Origin of the sequence: Rhizobium sp. 862_C5_N1_2 (genome assembly GCF_051811205.1) — a bacterium.
Lineage (GTDB): Bacteria > Pseudomonadota > Alphaproteobacteria > Rhizobiales > Rhizobiaceae > Rhizobium > Rhizobium leguminosarum.
The window spans coordinates 863,037-880,712 of record NZ_JBPWPT010000001.1 but is presented as its reverse complement, the minus strand read 5'-3'; the positions used below and the strand labels follow the sequence as shown (position 1 = coordinate 880,712).

Annotated in this window: 24 protein-coding genes and 3 pseudogenes; 11 read left to right on the top strand and 16 right to left on the bottom strand. The window is 60.8% G+C overall.

The features are described 5' to 3' along the window. Positions 1–477 precede the first annotated feature (477 nt). From ACD590_RS04430 to ACD590_RS04405, 6 genes and pseudogenes are all read right to left on the bottom strand, one after another. Positions 478–663 (bottom strand): hypothetical protein, encoded by a 186-nt coding sequence (locus tag ACD590_RS04430; protein WP_439002230.1) that lies wholly within the window; start codon positions 661–663, stop codon positions 478–480. Between the two features lie 289 nt (positions 664–952). Continuing rightward, on the bottom strand, positions 953–1,381 hold the full coding sequence (locus ACD590_RS04425; RefSeq protein WP_113542617.1) for a DUF1515 domain-containing protein: 429 nt from the start codon (positions 1,379–1,381) through the stop codon (positions 953–955). 14 nt (positions 1,382–1,395) lie between these two features. Then, positions 1,396–1,806, bottom strand: a pseudogene (locus ACD590_RS04420) (hypothetical protein); the annotation flags it as partial. Position 1,807: 1 nt separating this feature from the next. Then, positions 1,808–2,005, bottom strand: a pseudogene (locus ACD590_RS04415) (terminase); the annotation flags it as partial. Beyond that, a complete protein-coding gene (locus tag ACD590_RS04410; protein ID WP_130759453.1) occupies positions 1,971–2,444 on the bottom strand; it encodes a terminase small subunit protein in 474 nt (157 codons plus the stop codon). The gene ACD590_RS04410 and the pseudogene ACD590_RS04415, both read right to left, overlap by 35 nt. A gap of 21 nt (positions 2,445–2,465) precedes the next feature. Next, positions 2,466–2,702, bottom strand: coding sequence for a spike base protein, RCAP_Rcc01079 family (locus ACD590_RS04405; protein WP_018449515.1), 237 nt, complete (start codon positions 2,700–2,702; stop codon positions 2,466–2,468). Between the two features lie 712 nt (positions 2,703–3,414). Here ACD590_RS04405 and ACD590_RS04400 point away from each other — a divergent pair. After that, positions 3,415–4,296 carry a dienelactone hydrolase family protein gene (locus ACD590_RS04400; RefSeq protein WP_439002229.1) on the top strand — a complete coding sequence of 294 codons (882 nt, stop codon included), beginning with the start codon at positions 3,415–3,417 and terminating at the stop codon, positions 4,294–4,296. An 86-nt stretch (positions 4,297–4,382) separates the two neighbouring features. Then, complete coding sequence (locus ACD590_RS04395; RefSeq protein WP_245510096.1) at positions 4,383–4,562, top strand: hypothetical protein; 180 nt, start codon at positions 4,383–4,385, stop codon at positions 4,560–4,562. 107 nt (positions 4,563–4,669) lie between these two features. Here ACD590_RS04395 and ACD590_RS04390 read toward each other — a convergent pair whose 3' ends face one another. After that, positions 4,670–5,131 (bottom strand): hypothetical protein, encoded by a 462-nt coding sequence (locus tag ACD590_RS04390; protein ID WP_439002228.1) that lies wholly within the window; start codon positions 5,129–5,131, stop codon positions 4,670–4,672. 290 nt (positions 5,132–5,421) lie between these two features. Between ACD590_RS04390 and ACD590_RS04385 the strand changes: the two genes are divergently transcribed. The 3 genes from ACD590_RS04385 to ACD590_RS04375 all read left to right on the top strand — a co-directional run bounded on the left by ACD590_RS04385 (position 5,422) and on the right by ACD590_RS04375 (position 6,693). Beyond that, a complete protein-coding gene (locus ACD590_RS04385) occupies positions 5,422–5,751 on the top strand; it encodes an ArsR/SmtB family transcription factor (protein WP_439002227.1) in 330 nt (109 codons plus the stop codon). Continuing rightward, the gene (locus ACD590_RS04380; RefSeq protein WP_024322774.1) at positions 5,748–6,212 is read left to right on the top strand and encodes an SRPBCC family protein; all 465 of its coding nucleotides are present in this window, start codon (positions 5,748–5,750) and stop codon (positions 6,210–6,212) included. The genes ACD590_RS04385 and ACD590_RS04380 overlap by 4 nt, the downstream gene beginning before the upstream one ends. Positions 6,213–6,276: 64 nt before the next feature. Further along, entirely contained in the window at positions 6,277–6,693 is a 417-nt protein-coding gene (locus tag ACD590_RS04375) for a GFA family protein (protein WP_168319597.1), read from the top strand. A 356-nt stretch (positions 6,694–7,049) separates the two neighbouring features. On the opposite strand, the gene ACD590_RS04370 is transcribed toward ACD590_RS04375, so the two are convergent. Next, positions 7,050–8,123 (bottom strand): alkene reductase, encoded by a 1,074-nt coding sequence (locus ACD590_RS04370; protein ID WP_439002226.1) that lies wholly within the window; start codon positions 8,121–8,123, stop codon positions 7,050–7,052. A 123-nt stretch (positions 8,124–8,246) separates the two neighbouring features. Beyond that, a complete protein-coding gene (locus tag ACD590_RS04365; RefSeq protein WP_439002225.1) occupies positions 8,247–9,035 on the bottom strand; it encodes an SDR family NAD(P)-dependent oxidoreductase in 789 nt (262 codons plus the stop codon). Positions 9,036–9,148: 113 nt separating this feature from the next. On the opposite strand from ACD590_RS04365, the gene ACD590_RS04360 reads away from it, so the two are divergent. Then, positions 9,149–9,724 carry a TetR/AcrR family transcriptional regulator gene (locus ACD590_RS04360; RefSeq protein ID WP_439002224.1) on the top strand — a complete coding sequence of 192 codons (576 nt, stop codon included), beginning with the start codon at positions 9,149–9,151 and terminating at the stop codon, positions 9,722–9,724. A 128-nt stretch (positions 9,725–9,852) separates the two neighbouring features. Here the strand turns inward: ACD590_RS04360 and ACD590_RS04355 are convergent, their stop codons facing one another. The 6 genes from ACD590_RS04355 to ACD590_RS04330 form a co-directional block, all read right to left on the bottom strand. Next, entirely contained in the window at positions 9,853–10,050 is a 198-nt protein-coding gene (locus tag ACD590_RS04355; RefSeq protein WP_026188308.1) for a hypothetical protein, read from the bottom strand. A gap of 8 nt (positions 10,051–10,058) precedes the next feature. Further along, on the bottom strand, positions 10,059–10,457 hold the full coding sequence (locus tag ACD590_RS04350) for a hypothetical protein (protein ID WP_027685566.1): 399 nt from the start codon (positions 10,455–10,457) through the stop codon (positions 10,059–10,061). Positions 10,458–10,635: 178 nt separating this feature from the next. Next, a complete protein-coding gene (locus ACD590_RS04345) occupies positions 10,636–11,538 on the bottom strand; it encodes an NADP-dependent oxidoreductase (protein WP_131705774.1) in 903 nt (300 codons plus the stop codon). Between the two features lie 81 nt (positions 11,539–11,619). After that, positions 11,620–12,018, bottom strand: a complete 399-nt coding sequence (locus ACD590_RS04340) for a DoxX family protein (RefSeq protein ID WP_018241094.1) — start codon at positions 12,016–12,018, stop codon at positions 11,620–11,622. A gap of 29 nt (positions 12,019–12,047) precedes the next feature. Beyond that, positions 12,048–12,428, bottom strand: a complete 381-nt coding sequence (locus ACD590_RS04335; RefSeq protein WP_283186237.1) for a glutathione S-transferase N-terminal domain-containing protein — start codon at positions 12,426–12,428, stop codon at positions 12,048–12,050. After that, positions 12,425–13,273 (bottom strand): DODA-type extradiol aromatic ring-opening family dioxygenase, encoded by an 849-nt coding sequence (locus tag ACD590_RS04330; protein ID WP_439002223.1) that lies wholly within the window; start codon positions 13,271–13,273, stop codon positions 12,425–12,427. The genes ACD590_RS04335 and ACD590_RS04330 overlap by 4 nt, the downstream gene beginning before the upstream one ends. A gap of 119 nt (positions 13,274–13,392) precedes the next feature. Between ACD590_RS04330 and ACD590_RS04325 the strand changes: the two genes are divergently transcribed. The 5 genes from ACD590_RS04325 to ACD590_RS04305 all read left to right on the top strand — a co-directional run bounded on the left by ACD590_RS04325 (position 13,393) and on the right by ACD590_RS04305 (position 17,496). Further along, positions 13,393–14,289: a LysR family transcriptional regulator gene (locus tag ACD590_RS04325; protein WP_026188307.1), complete on the top strand. Its 897-nt coding sequence runs from the start codon at positions 13,393–13,395 to the stop codon at positions 14,287–14,289. A gap of 171 nt (positions 14,290–14,460) precedes the next feature. Beyond that, on the top strand, positions 14,461–15,513 hold the full coding sequence (locus tag ACD590_RS04320; protein WP_439002222.1) for a sensor histidine kinase: 1,053 nt from the start codon (positions 14,461–14,463) through the stop codon (positions 15,511–15,513). A 74-nt stretch (positions 15,514–15,587) separates the two neighbouring features. Next, on the top strand, positions 15,588–15,980 hold the full coding sequence (locus tag ACD590_RS04315) for a response regulator (RefSeq protein ID WP_113542601.1): 393 nt from the start codon (positions 15,588–15,590) through the stop codon (positions 15,978–15,980). Between the two features lie 79 nt (positions 15,981–16,059). Continuing rightward, positions 16,060–16,464 (top strand): hypothetical protein, encoded by a 405-nt coding sequence (locus ACD590_RS04310; protein ID WP_245484447.1) that lies wholly within the window; start codon positions 16,060–16,062, stop codon positions 16,462–16,464. A 240-nt stretch (positions 16,465–16,704) separates the two neighbouring features. After that, positions 16,705–17,496, top strand: coding sequence for an aldolase (locus tag ACD590_RS04305; RefSeq protein WP_105005312.1), 792 nt, complete (start codon positions 16,705–16,707; stop codon positions 17,494–17,496). A gap of 15 nt (positions 17,497–17,511) precedes the next feature. Here the strand turns inward: ACD590_RS04305 and ACD590_RS04300 are convergent. Then, positions 17,512–17,664, bottom strand: a pseudogene (locus tag ACD590_RS04300) (ethanolamine utilization protein); the annotation flags it as partial. Positions 17,665–17,676 lie beyond the last annotated feature (12 nt).

Below are 17,676 nucleotides of genomic sequence, written 5' to 3'. Positions count from 1 at the left end.
CAGCCGGGAGCAAAGCGCCATCATACCTGCATGAGTGGACCGCGCAGCAACTGCAGGGGTAGCAGTAGGTACAGGAGACGAGACCTGCCGCGCGATCCGCCGGCAAAACCCCTGATATTGTCGGAAGTTCCCCGGCAGAGATACGACGCCACGATCCCGGAAATTCCGCCGGGGATGATCGACAACCTGCCCGGGCACGTTGCGACCGTCACACCGATAAGCTCGCGCTGGGCGAAAACCGACAGGCTCATTAGAACGCCAACGAAAAACCCCGCCGGAGCAGGGCTTTCAGCAGGTCCAAGTGGAGCAAGCCGGAGATTCGGCCCACGTCTCAAACAAGATCGATCATGTCAAAACACGGCAAAAGCACCTCTTTCGCGAGCGTTCACGGCGCTGCTCTGTTCCGCTCAATCTTTGAATCATTGCCGTAATGTGGCGTGTATTGATCCCTGCGACGTCTTCCGCGACCCTCGCCATCTAACGCCACCTCGGCTGCCGCGGCGGAGCATTGGCCTGGATTTCATGGAGCGGCGCCCGAGAGCCGAGAAGTTTCTTCAGCTTCTTCTCCTCGGCCGGGCCGATCCCAAACTTGCGGCAATGTTCCGCAACATCGTGCTCTCGCGGGCCGGCAATGCGAACTTGGCGATTGCTCATGGTTTTCATGACCGTTTCCTCCTGAGAGGAAAACCAGCAGGCCGCCGTTTTGTTCGTTAGTGACGCCTAAAATTTAGCTGTCTGGTTTGCTTCGGTTTTGGGGCGAGCATGAGTATCCGTCTGCCGGGCGCCACGGCGGAGCCTAAAGGGATCACCAACGGGTTCCATTTTCATAAAACGAAACAGCGCCATCGCGACCGCAATAGTAGGCTATCTGTAGAGCACGAGATGCATCTGCGCACGGCACACCCAAGACCGGCCGCCGAATGACCGGCCGCCGAATGACCGGCACCACCCATCAATTGATCTTCAACCAATGCCGCAGCGCCGCCACCGCGCCATCGCTCGCATAAGCGATCATCCCGCCGATCGTCAGGCCGGCGAAGGCAATCAGGCCTGAGATGCCATAGCCGATCGTTTTCATCCGTTTCCACTCTTCAACCGCCGGCCCGACCGCCTCCTGGTTCTTCTCGACGGTCTCCTTGAGGCTTTTGATTTCCTCGCGGATCTGCGCATCCGCACCGCCGCTGATCGCCACCCTGGTATCGAGATGGGCGATCTGCCTGGCCTGTTCGTCGAGCCGCTGGTGGATCACGGCGCGGCTATTGTGGGCATTGGCCTTTTCGTCGCTGACCTCCTTGCGCAGAAGCGCGACGTTGTCCTCGATGCCTGTCAGCCTGCCCTCGACGCGCCCGAGAGCGCGGAGAATATCGTCATTGGATGTCATCTCTCAGCGCTCGACTAGGGGTAAAATTTCAGCTTTTCGGATTGTGGCAAGCGGCCGACAAATCGCAAGATCCCATGCAGCGTCGGATGGACATAAGACGTGGTATCGAGGTTCATGCCGTGAGCCAGCAGCGCGGCATTGTCCTGGACGTTGGTGGCGAATATCTCCTGCACCTTATAGTCGGCCGTCCCGTCGCCATTGTCGATGCGGCCATAGGTGTTTCTCGACGTCCATTGACCAGGCTGATATTCGAACATGATGCGGGTGCCGTCCGGCACTGAAGCCGGCAGCTTGATCGTGTCCCACGTCGTCACGCCGTCCTGATTTCCAGGATGCCCGACGACGTTTCCGACCGGAAACATTTCAGCGGCCGACGACTTCGTCGGATCAGTGTCCGCCGTGAAGGCAAGCAGCTGATCGATGACCGGTCGTCAGACCCAGCTGGCGGGCTTTCAGCAGCACATTGAGGTAATGCATCTGCTCGAAAAACGTCATCTGCGTCCAGTTCATCTCGAACCTGACGCGTTTGCCCGATTTGTCGGTGATCCAATAGAGGTTGTTCAGCCGCCAGCGCCAGTCGGAAAACTGGTCAACTGCCGTTTGGAAGTCCGCGCGTCTTACCATTGATATCTTCCAGCAACTGCGAAACCTCGCCGGTCACGACGCCTTGGTCGGGCTCGACCTTGGAACCGTATTTCTTCGGCTTCAGCTTTTCGGCGACCCATTGGCGGGTGGCGATGCGGAGCTGCGACCGCCGGATGGCCTCGCCATTCTCCTGCCAGCCGGTGGTCTCGCCGCTCGCATTCTTCTTTTCGATCCAGTCATTGCTGCGGTCGTCGGCAATCTCGACCATCTCGTCGACAAAGCCGTCGGCCAGGATTTCGCGGGCCAGCGCATACCGCGCCCGAAAGGCCGCCTTATCGTCGTCGGCGAGCCAGGACAGCACGGTCGACTTTGACGGCATATCCTCATCCCGGCAGATCGACCGCAGGCTTTCCCTGTCAGCAATGCGCTCGCAGATCTTCTCGGCCAGCGCCTGGCTGAACTTGGTCGGTCTTCCCATGGGGCGCGGCTTCTGGAAGGCTCAGAACAGCGCAATGATGTTGGATGCGGTGGTCCCGGTCAGCGCCACGATGGCGGCATGAACAGGCAGGATCGTTCCAGCCGGCACGCTCTTGAAGATGACAGGATCCATGTCACGACGCGGCGCAATGGCAACATCACCGGCCGTGCCGATGTAAAGCGCGCGGGCTCCGACGATGGCGGTATCGTTCGGCGTTACCGCCGCTGCCCGGGAGGCCGGAGCAATCGAAGGGTCCATTGCAGTTCTCCTTGGAAGAGGCGAGCGCTACCCTGCCCGATCCCTATGTGATTGAAGATGAGAGGTCAGCCGGAAAAGGATGGGGATCAAGGGCGATCCGAGGAAGCGGACCGGACGTCTGAGATGACCGGTTCTCAAGCCTTGGCGAGTGACGCAAACGATTGAAGGGGCGGCGCCGATTTTATCGACATCACCTCTGGACTCAAATTTCGCAGCTTGGATTTACGGTAGTGATAAATGATCTGCCAGGGGGTGATCAAGGACTAATTGTGGGTCTCGCGCCAGTTCGAAAACCGAGGCTGCTCGATCAAGTGGGCGCCAGAATGCCATTCGCTGCAGCGGCAAGTTTGGCAAAACGTCCCTCCGCTCTCCCTCATCCCAGGCCTTGAGCCTAGGATCCATTCCGCTTCTGATGGAGACCAACGTGGGTCCTCGGGTCAAGCCCGAGGATGACGGAGCAAGAGGTGGGCCGTGTGACAAATCCGCAAGCCTTAGCAAGTGGCGCGTACGATCAGCCGGCGGCGCCGATTTGGTCGACATCACCTCTGGACTCAAATTTCGCAGCTTGGATTTGCGGCAGTCATAAACGATCTGCCAGGGGGTGATCAAGAGCTTCTAATCGCGGTGCGCGGTTAATTTAACTCCGCCGAACCCGACCCAATCGGCGGCAACCCCCCTCACCCGCTTTGCGAGCCTTCAGGTCCGGCGTACAATGAGCAGGCTGTTGATCAAATGGCGGAGAAGTTCAGTGAAAACCACGAGACTTTTTCTGTGCCTCGTCGCTTTTCTCAGCGTCACGCTCGCTGGAAACCCGGCTGATGCCGACGAACGGGTTCACTTCGAAAGCGCGCCCGTAAAGCTCAGCCCGTTTCGAATAAGCAAGGCTAGAGAACAGGGAGAAATTATTTCTCAACCGCAAGGCACACCCCTGCTGGGATATTTGTCCCGCCCGGAGGGTGATGGCCCCTTCCCGGCGGTCGTCCTCCTGCATGGATGCGAGGGCATGCGGTTGAGCGTCAAAGACCTTTGGCCGAAACGGCTGGTTTCGTGGGGTTACGTCGTGTTGGTCGTCGATAGCTTCACTACCCGCAACATCAAGGACACGTGCCAGGGTTCTCTCCCCGATCGCCTCTTCGACGCCTATGGGGCTTTGAATTTTTTATCGAAACACAGCTTTGTCGATATCAGGCGCGTTGCCTTGATGGGCTTTTCAACCGGCGGCACGGCGACGCTGGAGGGGACAAAAATCGAAGGCAACGAACAGCTCATGGACCACAAATTCAAGGCAGCGGTTGCCTACTATCCCCTCTGCGCGGCAAGTCAGGGTGACGCGACGGTGCCGACCCTGATTTTGAGTGGCGAACGAGACAATAGGAGCCCGGCTGACCGATGCCAGAAGAGGCTTGCCCGTCTGAGTGACAATGGCCCGCCCATCGAGCTCAATGTCTACAAGGGCACTTACCACGATTTTGATGCTCCGGAGTTTAAGGTGGGAAGGCGGGTGTTTGGTCACATCGAAAAATACAATCCAGACGCCGCAGGAAAATCCATCCGCAGCGTTCGAACATTCCTTCAAACGTACCTCTCGAACTAAAGCCCGAGCTTTGTCCGCATGAGCGCCGATACTGTTGAAACACGATGCCCGGTGTTATGGTGGATGCTCGCAAGAGGAGCGAGCGGATGATCTGGATCTACTCTGTCATCGGCGTCTTGAGCGGCGCGCTACTGATCGGCCTCGCGATCTGGGTCGGCATGTCACCATCATTATCCGACCGAAAATCGTGGCTGCCGGAACCGAGTGGAAACTCCGTAGAGCCGAACGATTCGAGTATTGCGGGATCGGGTAGTGACTTGGCTTAGATCTGCGGGAGATTGAGCGTCGGCTGCGAGTTTTACACCAACGCACCCGCATTCTCCGTCATTCCAGGCCTTGAGCCTGGAATCCATGCCGACCGGCCGCGGAGGCACTACCGCGTGAGCATCGCCTTCAGTCGCTGTTGCAAGGCAGGAGGTTCGCTAGACATTCGAACCTGACCGAGCGCATACCGCATGGCAGGCGTGAACGGCAGCCAATGCTGCAAATGATCCAGCAATTCATCCGACATCATGTCTTCGAGCGGGCCGGCGCCCATTTGACCGAGCGCTTTCTCGTGATCAGGTAATCTGGCTTGCTCGACAATGGCGAGAACGCGCTTCAAGACGCTCTCTCTCGAATCATGCAGTAAAATCGTCGACCAATACCATTCGCCAGAATCTGCGAGATAAGCCTGCACATAGGCTTCAGCGCTAACCGGTGGCTTTCCGACAGCCGTCACATCCGGCAGCCACGTCAGATCCGATGCGAGCGCGCTGCTTGTGAACGGTTTGGCCGCTGGAGCGTCGGCGGTGTGGCTCCCCGAGCGCGGGTTGCTACGGTTTTTCTTGGTCACTTTGGCTTTCCATTTCGAAAGCACTCTGCATCAGCAAATGGTTGTCCGCAACTCAACTCCGCTATCCCCGGCCACTCGACGCGCCATCCGCTGCGCCGGCGGCAAGTTTGGCGGAAACGCGCCCCCACCCTCCGTCATCCCAGGCCTCGAGCCTGGGATCCATGCCCGTGGCTGATGGAGGCCGACGTAGATCCTCGGGTCAAGCCCGAGGAAGACGGAGCAAGAGGCGAACTCCCCACCAAAACAAATTAGCCTTGACTCATCAATTAGCATAGGCTATTTATTTCCTCATGACCGAAGCCGCTTCCATCACCACCGTCATGCGCGCCCTTGCCGATCCCACGCGGCGGGCCGTGTTTGAGCAGATCGTCAATTCAGACGAAATCACCGTCGTCGAACTGACGCGGGCAAGCAGCGTCACGCAGGGCGCCATTTCTCAGCACCTCAAGGCGCTGAAGCTGGCGGGCCTGGTCGCCGAGCGCCCCGAAGGCCGGAAGGTCTATTACCGCGCCGAGCCGGAAGGCCTGGAGCCGCTTGTCGACTGGATGAGCCATTACGGCGTCTTCTGGCGCGACCGCTTTGCCAATCTCAGAACATTGCTGAAGGAAATCGATCCATGAGCGACGCCGCATTGAAGCCCGACACGCAAGAGATCGTGGTCGACGAGGTCTTCCCGCATCGGCCGGAGACGATCTGGAAAACGCTGACCACGGCCAATCTGATGGGCCGCTGGCTGATGATGCCGGCGGGCTTCGAGCCGGTGGAAGGCAAACGCTTCACCTACCAGACGACACCGGCCGGCGCCTGGGACGGCACCATTCACTGCCAGGTGCTGGAAGTGAAGCCGAACGAGCGTCTCTCCTATGCCTGGAAAGGCGGGCATGAGGGAAATGCCGGCTACGGCTCCCCGCTCAACACCGTGGTCACCTTCATTCTGTCCGAGGTCGAAGCCGGCACGCGGCTTCGCCTCATCCATTCCGGCTTCGTCCTGCCGAGGAATGAAACCGCCTTCCAGAAAATGGGCGAAGGCTGGAAGAAGGTCGTGAAGAACATCGGCGCCATCGTCGACGAGACGGACTGAGGCGACCGACATCGCGCTTGCCGACGCAGCGTTTTATTCGGCGGCGCTTCATCAGGAGAGAGATATGAGCAAGCCTTACACCGGCGGATGCGCCTGCGGTGCGATCCACTATGAAATCTCGGCCGAGCCGATTGCGATGAACGACTGCCAGTGCCGCGATTGCCAGGCGACCAGCGGCACCGGGCACGGATCCTACCTGACCTTCCCGAGCCGGCAGGCGGTGAAGCTCGAGGGCCAGGCGACGCATTGGGAGATGGTCGCCGACAGCGGCAACGTCAAGACGCGCGGCTTCTGCCCCGCCTGCGGCGCGCCCGTCTATCTGACCTTCTCTGCCATGCCCGATCTCTTCACCATTCACGCCGCCAGCCTCGACGATCCCACCCGATACCAGCCGCAGATGGTGACCTACACGCTGCGCGGCCTCGGCTGGGACCGGGTCGATCCGGCGGTGCCGAAATTCGAGACGATGCCGCCGATGTAAAACTGGGGCAGCGGCCCTGGCAAAATGGTGCGATCGGCTGGGTCCCCGTGTGTCAGTGAACCCCATGCCCACCTGACCTGGCGCAAGCGATGCCAGGAGAGTTCAATTCCGGCAAGACGCTCGATCGGCTCGGCCAGGTCGAGCCAATGCGGGCGATTGCCCCACCAATGAACATGATCCGGCGTCTAAACATCTAAAGCTGGCGGACGGTGTCAGCTGGTAATGCAGAAATTCGCCTCGGCCTGCGCGTCCTGGTGAAACCTGAGGCAAGGGCGTTCTTAGCCCCGCCGCCTCCCCCATTCGGCATGGTGAAAAGGCGCCGTGCAGCAGCACGGCGCCGGTGCATCACGCGCGCGTCATGCGGCGATGGAGGGATAGTCGGTATAGCCTTGGGCGCCGCCGCCATAGATGGTCGCCGGGTTCACCTCCGCCAGCGGAGCAGCGGTCTTCAGTCTCTCGACGAGATCAGGATTGGCGATGAATGGCCGGCCGAACGAGAACAGATCCGCCGCGCCCTCCGTCAATCGCAACGTTGCGCGGTCGAGGTCGTAGCCATTATTGGCAATGTAGGTGTTTGCGAACTTGGCCCTGAGCTCCGCGTAGTCAAAGGCAGCAGCCTCATTGGGCCCGCCGCGCCCAGCTTCGACGACATGGAGATAGGCAATCCCCATCTGGCCAAGCTTCTCGGCGATATAGTTGAATTGCGCCTGCGGATCGCTCGAGGTGACGCTGTTGACCGGCGAAACCCGCACTCCCGTCCGCTCGGCGCCGACCTCGGCAGCCACGGCGGCAGCGACTTCCAATATCATCCGGGCGCGATGTTCAACCGAGCCGCCATAGGCGTCGGTGCGGGTGTTGGCGCCGTCTTTGGCAAACTGTTCCAGCAGGTAACCGTTGGCGCCATGGACTTCGACGCCATCGAAGCCCGCGGCAATCGCGTTGGCGGCGGCGCGACGGAAATCGGCGATGATGGCCTGGATCTCATCCAGTTTGAGCGCGCGAGGTTCGGACACGTCGACGAAGGCATTGTTCACGAAGACCTTGGTCTCGGCCTTGATGGCCGATGGCGCGACCGGCGCCTGCGCATTCGGCTGCAGATCGACATGCGAAATACGACCGACATGCCAGAGCTGCAGGAAGATGTGTCCGCCTTTGGCATGCACCGCGTCGGTGACTTTCCGCCAGCCGTCGATCTGGGCTTGCGTATAAATTCCCGGTGTATCCTGGTAGCCCTGCCCTTCCTGCGAAATCTGCGCGCCTTCCGAGATGATCAGGCCGGCTGTCGCCCGCTGGGCATAATATGTCGCGGCGATATCGCCCGGCACGAAGCCGGCGCCGGCTCTGTTGCGGGTCAAGGGCGCCATCACGATCCGATTCGCCAGCGTCAGGGCGCCGAGTGTGTAGGGTTCAAAAAGTGCGTTGTCAGTCATTTCGTTTCTTTCGTCAGGATTTCGGGGGTCTCTGTCACATCTCGGAGTTTCGCGCCGGAACACGGCACAGGCCGGCCTTGCGACACAGCCTGTGTTGGTGACGGCGCGTTTCCGCGGGAAGCGCTACGAGGCGGCGCGATAGCGCTCTGCCGGCTCAGACTGCGAAAAGCCCGGGATCATCGTCTGGCGCGCGGACTGATAGGCGTCCCATTGGGCGGCATCGTGCAGAGGCGGGATGGTGACGGGCTCGCGCTTGTCGAAGCCTGCCAGGGCGGCGTCCACTAGTTCGCCCACTTCCATCACGCCGGAGAGCGTGTTGACGTCAATGCCGGAAAGCTCCCAGATCTCCGTCCGTGTCGCCGCCGGCAGGACTGCCTGGACGTAGACGCCTTTGGGACCGAGTTCGAGGCTGAGCCCCTGGGAAAGGAAGGTCACGAAGGCCTTGGTGGCGCCGTAGACCGTCATTCCGAATTCCGGGACGAGCCCGACGACCGAGGAGACGTTGATGATGGCGCCCGAGCCCGCTTCGACGAAGCGTGGCGCAACGGCGCTGGAAAGGCGGGCAACCGCCGTCGCGTTGAGCGCGATCAGCTGGGCGATATCATTGACGGGCTGATTGACGAACGTGCCTTCGAGGCTCGTGCCGGCATTGTTGACGAGAATCCCGATCCGATGATCGTCGCGCAGACGGATTTCCACCGCCGCAAGCTCATCGGATTTGGTGACATCGGCCTGCAGGATGTCGATCGTTACGCCGGTTTCCTCGCGAAGTCGCGCCGAGAGAGCCTCCAGCCTTGCCTTATTGCGCGCGACCAGTACGAGATTGTGCCCACGACGGGCGAAACGGTCTGCATAGGTCGCTCCGATACCCGAGGAGGCGCCGGTGATGAGGACGGTGGGAGTGTCAGTCATTGTCTTGTTCTCTTTCGAATGAGCGTTATATAATTATGATGATGATCCTAATTACGAGTTTAAAGTGATGGCTATCATAAAAAAGTCAATGGCAGAGAGGGAGAAATCTCAACATGAAAATCAGCCGTGAGCAGATGGCCGAAAACCGCCAAAGGATCCTGGAAGTCGCAAGCCGGCTGTTTCGGGAGAAAGGATTCGAGGCCGTCGGCGTTGCCGAAGTGATGAAGGCCGCGGGCCTCACGCATGGCAGCTTCTACGGTCATTTCAGCTCGAAGGACGACCTGATCGTCCAGGCGCTCGCGCATGCGCTTGGCCAGCGCAATGGCGCGTCACTCCCGCTTGGCGCCTATATGGAAGAGTACCTGTCGCCGCGCCATCGCGACAACAGGGCCGGTGGGTGCCCGATTTCCGGACTTGCCGCCGACACGCTGCGCCAGACGCCTGAGGCCCGTGCGGCGGTGACGGAGGGTGTGCGGGCGCAGATCGACTGGATGAGCGAGAAGGACGAAGGGCCGGACGCCAACCGCCGACGCCGGGCAATCGCCAACTGGTCGGCGATGGTCGGGGCAACGATCCTCGCTCGCGTCATAGTCGATCCCGCCCTGTCGAAGGAAATATTGACTGAGACGCTGGCCTGGATCGATGACGGAGCCGACCGACCTGCTTCGACACCGGCAAAAGCCGAATGAGGAAATGCCACGGTCAGCGGCCGCGTCCCGCCGCAGTTGTCATCCCATCGCCGGATCCAAGATACTCGATGCCAACCTGCCATAGGTGGGCAGCCGTCGGCTGAGCGTCCAGCTCTATCTCGGGCATTTTAGTCCCGATCGTAGCTCGGCCGCCAGCCGCGGGTCATCCCGCCGCCCATGGCGCCTTCTGCCAATATCAACTGCCGGCGCAAATGTCGGACGTCCTCCAGCAGCGTGCCTATCGCGGCCCGCATATCGCCATTGTGATAGGCGACCACCTCGGCAAGCTCATTTTCGACCGGCCGCGACGATGTTTCGGCTTCCATGGCGGCGCTCAAGAGAAGATGCCCGCCATTTTGAGTTTGCCGCAGAAGCTCGCTATCGCTTTCGCGACGCCCTCGCTGCAGGGAAACTTGAACGGTCGCGTGGCCTCCTCGGTCAGAACCGGCTCGCCGGTTGCGGCGTCGCGGCCGGTGACATGCTTCGTCAGCAGGATGCCACAGGCCGCGCCGGCGGCCTCGTCGATCGCCATCTGGACATCGCCAAGATAGGTATCGCTGGGGATGTCGATGATGAAGGCGGTGAAAAATCTCACGCCGCGGCTCCCCGCCACGGCCTTGACGAGGCTTGCATGCGCCTCGGAGACCTCAATCTCCTTCTCCGGCGGCCACATCACATCACTTGCAGGCCACGCATCATCTTCCACGGCTTCGCAAATCGGCTGCTCACGCATATCCGCTCTCCACATCTTCGGTTTTCAGATGGCGGCCGCCGCGCCGATGTTCTTATTATGTTCTGATAGCGAAGAGTGTCAAGACGGATGTTTTGCTGTGAGCGACCTTTCGGACAACCGCCGGAGAATGGGGCATGATCAAGAGATCCGCACCACGCTCCGGCCCTGTCTTAAACCCTCAATGCTTGAGCACGACCTTGCCCGGGGCGCCCGCCGCAACCGCATTCTGCGCCGCACCGATCTCCTCCAGAGTGAAGGTATGGGAAATCGGGATGACCAGCAGGCCGCGCACGGCAGCATCCAGCACGGCGTCGAGCGTCGCCGCCTCGGTGCGGTGGAAGAGTTCATGGATGGTGACGCGGTCTGCGGCATTGGCGCCTTCCGGCACCGGAACGATGCTGGCGACCGTGCCGCCATCACTGATATGGCCGATGAGATTGCCGGCCACCGGCCCGGCGGCACTGATCCCATAGGCAAAGTCGGGGCTTGCGGCAGGGAGCGTGATGTCGAGCGCTTCGCCGGCCAGGGCCTGACCTTCGCTCAGCCGCTCTGGACGGACGCCGGCCACCGGCTGGGCGGCGATCTGCTTGAGATATTGGATGGCCGAACGGCCGACGGTGCCGAGACCGCCGGAGACCAGAACCCGGTCGCCAGCCTTGACATCAAGCGCCTCGACGGCCTGGCGCCCGGTCAACCCGGCCTTGACCAGCGACGCACCCGCTTCGAAGCTCAGGCCAGCCGGCAGCTTGGCGACGGATGTGGCGGGAAGCACACCATATTCGGCATGGGCGCCTTTGCCGTTTGCCGCGAAATCGGCGACGACCCGATCACCGACCGCAAAACCGGTGACGCCGTCGCCGAGTGCCGAGATGGTGCCGGCTGCGTCGCCCCCGAGCACGGCCGGCAGCGGAAGCGGGATGAACTTGGCCATGAAGCCCTGGCGGAGAATGAGATCGAAAGGATTGACGGCGGATGCTTCGATCTTGATCAGGATTTCGCCCGGTCCGGGCGTCGGCGTCGGGATATCGCCGATTTCGAACTGATCGACATCGCCGTAGGATTTGAGAAGGGCCGCTTTCATTGTGGTCTCCAGATTTTGTCGTCGCGCTTGGGCGTGAGACCAGGCTGCTGGCTGGCAGCCCGGTACAGGCGCTTCCCGCCGTTAAGCCGTGGCCGGACGACGCGCGGTGTCGAGCGTCCATGCGCCACCACCGGCAAAGGCGAGGTAGAGGAAGATGAAGCAGAACAGGATGGCGACTTCGCCCATGTTCAGCGCCGGCCAGAAGCCATAGGGCATGTGGCCCATGAAATAGGCGGCCGCCATTTCGCCCGAGGCGATAAAAGCGGCGATGCGCGTTTGAAAGCCGACGAGCATCAGAGCCGAGGTGATCACCTCGATGGCGCCGGCGATGATCATGATCGTCGGAAGCGGATAGGGCACGCCCTGAATTGGACCCGGAAATTGCAGGAATTTCATGGTCGCGTGTTCGAGGAAGAGAAGCGCGGTGATGATGCGCAGGATTGCGAGGACGTATGGCGTCCATTTGCTGATATCGGTCATCGAGAGTTTCCAATGTGGGTTATGGGAGGTCAGGCGGCGGATGCCGCTTTCTTCAGTTCCTGGTTTTCTTTCCAGAGCTTCATCGACATGGCGAAGACGCCGTCGACATAGTTGCGGTAGACCGTCATGCCGGCCGGATCGCGGCCTGCCTTGGCTGCAAAGAACGCAACGATGTCGTCGGATTCCGTGACGTATCGGCCGGGCTCAAGCTGCGCGGAGGGAAAGCTCACCTTGTCGAGATGCGGCAAAAGCTCGGCGCGGATCTTCGCCTCCTGCTCGCTGTCGGGAACGAAGTCGCGGGTTTCAACGTCCGAGGCCAGTCCCGATTCCAGGAGGAACAGGCGAACCTTGAGGCAGAATGGGCAGTTTTCCTTGAGATAGACGATCGGTTTGAACGTTGCGCTGGTCATTGCGCATCTCCTTTTGATTGAGGGGCAGAGGGGACATCGCCGAACCGGAAGCTCGACGCGGTCAGGCCGCCGGCGAAGTCTTTCTGGTGGTAGGTGACGGCGCCCGGTTCGTCCTCGGCCGCACCCACCGCCACCATCAGGGGGATCAGGTGGTCTTCACGCGGATGTGCCGCGCGGGCGGCGGGCGCCTTCTCCCATTCGACAAGCCGCTCGGTGCGCGTTTCGGATGGCGACCGGATCAGCGTCTCCTGCAGCCAGGCGTCAAACTGACGGGAGGGGCCATGTCCGGCCGTGCCCTGTATGGCCGACAGGTTGTGGTAGCTGAGGCCGCTGCCGATGATCAGCACGCCCTCTTCGCGCAGCGGCGCGAGCGCCCGGCCGACCTTGAGATGCAGCGCCGGATCGTAACCGGCATCCAGCGAGAGCTGGACCACAGGGATGTCTTCGTTGGGATAGAGCGGCTTCATCAGGCTGAACGTGCCGTGATCGAAGCCGCGGGTGGGGTCCGGCCTGGCGTCGATGCCGGCGGAATGCAGCAGATCCTGCACGTGACGCGCCAACTCGGGGGAGCCCGGCGCGCCATATTTGATCTGATAGAGATAGTCGGGGAAGCCGTTGTAGTCGTAGACCATGCCCGGGTTACTGCCCGAAGAGACGGCAAACCCCCTCTCCTCCCAGTGGCCCGAAACGACCAGCACCGCCTTGGGCAGATCATGAAGCTCGGCCCGCATCTCGATCAGGGATTGCTCGAGCTTGTCGAAATTGCTGCGAAAGCCACCGGTCATATAGGGCCAGGGGCCGCCGCCATGGCTGAGGAAATAGGTGGGCAGCCTCGATGTCTTCACGTCGCCATTCCTTTTCGGCACCGCCGCTGCGGCTGGCCTTGTTCAGCGACTGTCTTGGTTTTCCCTGGATTGATCAATCGGCTTTGCCAACATGCATCATTTCCTCTAAGTTGATGATCATGGATACGATGATGAGCCTGCGGGTATTTTGCTTGGTCGCGGAGCTGAAGAGCTTCACCGCGGCAGCAGGCCGTTTGAATCTGTCGCCGGCGATGGTGAGCAAACACGTGATGCATCTGGAGACGCGCCTGGGAAGCCGGCTCTTGAACCGGACCAGCCGGAGTGTCACCCTTACCGAAGCCGGCGCGCTTTATTTCAACCAGACCAGGCAGATGCTCGAAGGGCTCGACGAAGTGGAAGCGTCGATCGGCAATGTCACGGTCGCGCCGCGCGGAACGCTCAAATTCAGTGCTCCCGTGTGGGCGGCCAGTTCAGGCTTTGTCAATATTCTGGCCGAATACAACCAGCGTTATCCCGATGTCAGCCTGGATATGGATCTCAGCGGCCGGATCGCCAATCTGGTCGAGGAAGGCTTTGACCTTGCGCTGCGGGCAATGTCGTCCGAGCGGCTCGATCCGGGTCTGGTTGCGCGCCCATTGGCGAAGATAGAATTCCGCCTGATGGCATCGCCGGACTATCTCAAGCGCGCCGGGCGACCCCAGAGCATCGCCGAGCTGAACGGCCATGCGCTGCTTCGCTATAATGGCATCAATGTCAGCGAAAGCCTGCTGTTGGGCCGCCAAAACGACCGGCGCAAGGTCACCTTCCGCAATGTGCTGCTGAGTGCCAACGAGACGCTTCTGCACCTGGCGGCTTTGCGAGGAATGGGGCTGGTCTTCCTGCCGGAATGGCTGGTGGAGGAGGATCTGAAAGCAGGCCGGCTGGAGGTGGTGCTTGCCGGGGCGCTCGGCATCAGCAATACGCTGCATGCCGTCTACCCGAGCCGGAAATACCTTTCCGCCAAAGTCCGCACCTTCATCGATTTTCTGGTGCTGCGCTCGCCACAGATATTCTGACGCTCGCAGAAATCTGCGCATCGCACAGTATGCAGCCCGCGATATTTAGCATGAAGCGATTGCGCGTCACGCGTGTTAAAGTCTTTTTGTCCAGCTGAGCCTTCCGGCCGGTTGGTATTGTTGCCGAGTGATGACTTGCTTCGTGAGTCTCCGGCCCTTGAGGGCCTCTCCATGCAAAAGACACCCACAGTGCGTTTCGAAGCGGCGAGCACGCTTGCTGTGGTGGTATCGTCCAATGAGCCGTTGCTGTACCTATCCGACGACCAGAAGGTCATCGCGGCGAGCGCATCCTTCTGCCGGGCCTTCGACATCGACCCCAAGACGGTTTGCGGCCAAAGCCTCAGCGAAATTGGAAACGGCGAATGGGCGATGCCCCAGCTTGCGTCACTGCTGACGGCCACCGCCTCGGGCAGCGCCACCATCGAGGCATACGAAATCGACTTTCAACGGTCGAACCAGAAGACACGGCACCTGGTCGTCAATGCACGGACGCTCGATGACGGTGACATCGATCATATTCGCCTGCTGCTCGCCATCACCGACGTGACCGATGCGCGCGCCGAGGCTCGGCTGAAAGATGATCTCGTTCGCGATAATGCCATCCTGCTGCAGGAGGTCCAGCACAGGGTCGCCAACAGCCTGCAGATCATTGCCAGCGTTCTCATGCAGAGCGCCCGGCGGGTCCAGTCGGAGGAAGCGCGCGGGCATCTCCACAACGCCCATCACCGGGTCATGTCGATCGCGGCCCTGCAACGCCAACTCTCTATGTCCAACGGCGGCAAGGTTGAACTCCGTCACTATTTCACTCAGCTTTGCCAAAGCCTCGGCGCGTCGATGATTGCCGACCCCGACAGGCTTTCGATTCAGGTGATGGTCGACGACAGCGCCGTGGAAGCGGATGTTTCCGTTCGCTTGGGGCTTGTCGTGACCGAGCTTGTCATCAACGCCCTCAAGCACGCCTTTCCCGATGAACGACCGGGCGCAATCGTCATCGACTATCACTCATCCGGCAAGGACTGGACTCTCTGCGTTACCGACAACGGCATCGGCATGCCTGCTGGTCGCGAAGCACTAAAGGCGGGCCTGGGGACTGGCATTGTGGAGGCGCTCGCAAAGAGCCTGAATGGCGACATTCAGTTGAGCGATGCGGGTCCCGGCGCCGCCGTCACAATCAACCACCGGGAAAGCGCCGGTTTGCGAACCGACATTTCTACGGCCGCTTAGGAACCGAATGGCTTGCGAAACGCTATCCCATCGGAGCCTGCGAGGCTCACACCTCCAAATTGACCGAGTGAGCGATGAAATATGGCAAAGCGGTCGTCCTGGTCGTCGAAGACAGCACGATTATTCGGATGAGTGCCGTCGATCTGGTACTCTCTGCGGGCTACGAAGCGCTTGAGGCGTGCGATGCCGACGAGGCAATTCGCATCCTTGAGTCGCGAAACGACATCGATCTGGTTTTCACCGATGTTCAGATGCCCGGCACGATGGACGGCATCAAGCTATCTCATTACATCCGGGATCGGTGGCCACCTGTCAGGTTGATTGTTGCCTCCGGCGCGGCCATCCTCAAAGAGAGCGATCTCCCCGCGGGAAGCAGGGCCTTCTCGAAACCCTATGACAACCACGCGATTACCGATGCGATGGCTCATCTGCTGTCGATCGGGAACACGACTGAGTTGGCAAGTTAAGGGTTTTTCGACAAGCTTCCAGGATGATCAGGACGTCGTCGACCGCCATCGTCTCGGTCAAGCGCTGAGGAACTGAACATTGACACAACCCGCAGCCGACAGGGTCCGCTTTCAATTTGTCACGCAATGTCCAAGGGATGATGGCTGCGGCGTCTTCGTCTTGCAGATGCTGACGGGCAAACCCTACGACCAGATTGCCGGCATGATCGATTGGGGCGCTCAGACCAATCATTACACAACGTGGACAGAACTGCGCGGCGTCCTGACCGAGTTGGGCTGGCAGACTGGCGGATTACGCAAGGCAGAGAGCTGGGGCGATGTTTGCGGGGTAGCGGTCGTCCATGTCGAAGGAGACCACTTCATCCTCTATGACGCCGATAACGGCATCTTCTATGATCCGGGGCAACCCGACGGCCCCGATCTGCATAGCCGCCTCGTTCCTGTGAACTACCTTGCAGTGCAATCGCCAGAGAACGGTGTCTAAGTCCCAGGCCCTGAGCCTGGGATCCATGCCCGCCCCGATGGTCCGCGCCGATAGCTCACTCGCCGTGACCACCGTTCCAGGCTCGCGGGTACGGAAAGGCGCAGCCGCCGAGCCGCGTACTCACCCAAAATATGCAAATGACCGAACCATGTTTGCCTCCAGCCGGCTTGATGCCAAGCCAATCCGGGCGTAGTTCAGAGATAGCCACCCTCTCCTTCGACACCAATTTGAAACGACCCCATGGCGCACTCCCTCAACACAGCCCCATCGCCCGCCGGCGGCCCCAACCAGCCGAAACTTGATACGGACGACATCTGGCAGGCCCGCGTCGATCTTGCTGCCTGCTTCCGGATGGCGGCAAGGCTCGGCATGGAGGAAGGGATCTGTAACCATTTCTCGGCCGTCGTTCCCGGCTATGACGACCTGTTCATCGTCAACCCCTACGGCTACGCTTTTGCCGAACTGACGGCCTCGATGTTGTTGATCTGCGACTTTCACGGCAACGTGGTGTCGGGCAGCGGCCAGCCCGAGGCCACCGCTTTTTACATCCATGCCAGGATTCATAAAAACGTTCCGCGCGCCAAGGCGGCGTTCCACACCCATATGCCCTATGCCACCGCTCTTTCGATGACGGAGGGCGATCCCCTGATCTTTGCCGGGCAGACCGCCTTGAAATTCTATGGACGCACAGCCGTCGACCGCAACTATAACGGCCTGGCGCTCGACGCGCGCGAGGGCGATCGCATCGCGGCCGCCATCGGCGATGCCGACATCGTCTTCATGAAGCACCACGGCGTGATGGTCTGCGCACCCAATATCGCCGAGGCCTGGGACGACCTTTATTATCTCGAGCGCGCCTGCGAGGTGCAGACGCTCGCCCTGTCGACCGGACGCGAAGTCCTTGCCGTCGCGCCTGAGATCGCAGAAGCGGCGTATCGGCAAATGCGCGAGGGAGACCCGGAGTCGGCCCGGCTCCATCTGGAGTCCGTGAAGCGCGCACTCGATCGCAGCGAGCCCGAATACAAGCGCTGAGCCGCAGACCGCGGCTTAGTCGTGCGCCGGGCGCCAATGCGGATAGGTGACATAGGCGGTGAGCGCGCCCTCCTCGTGCGAGCGGATGGTCACCGCTTCTCCCTTGGGCATGTAGACGATCGCGCCTGGCCCGGCGGTGACCGTCCCCGCATATGTCGAGACCGAAAGCCCGATGCGAGG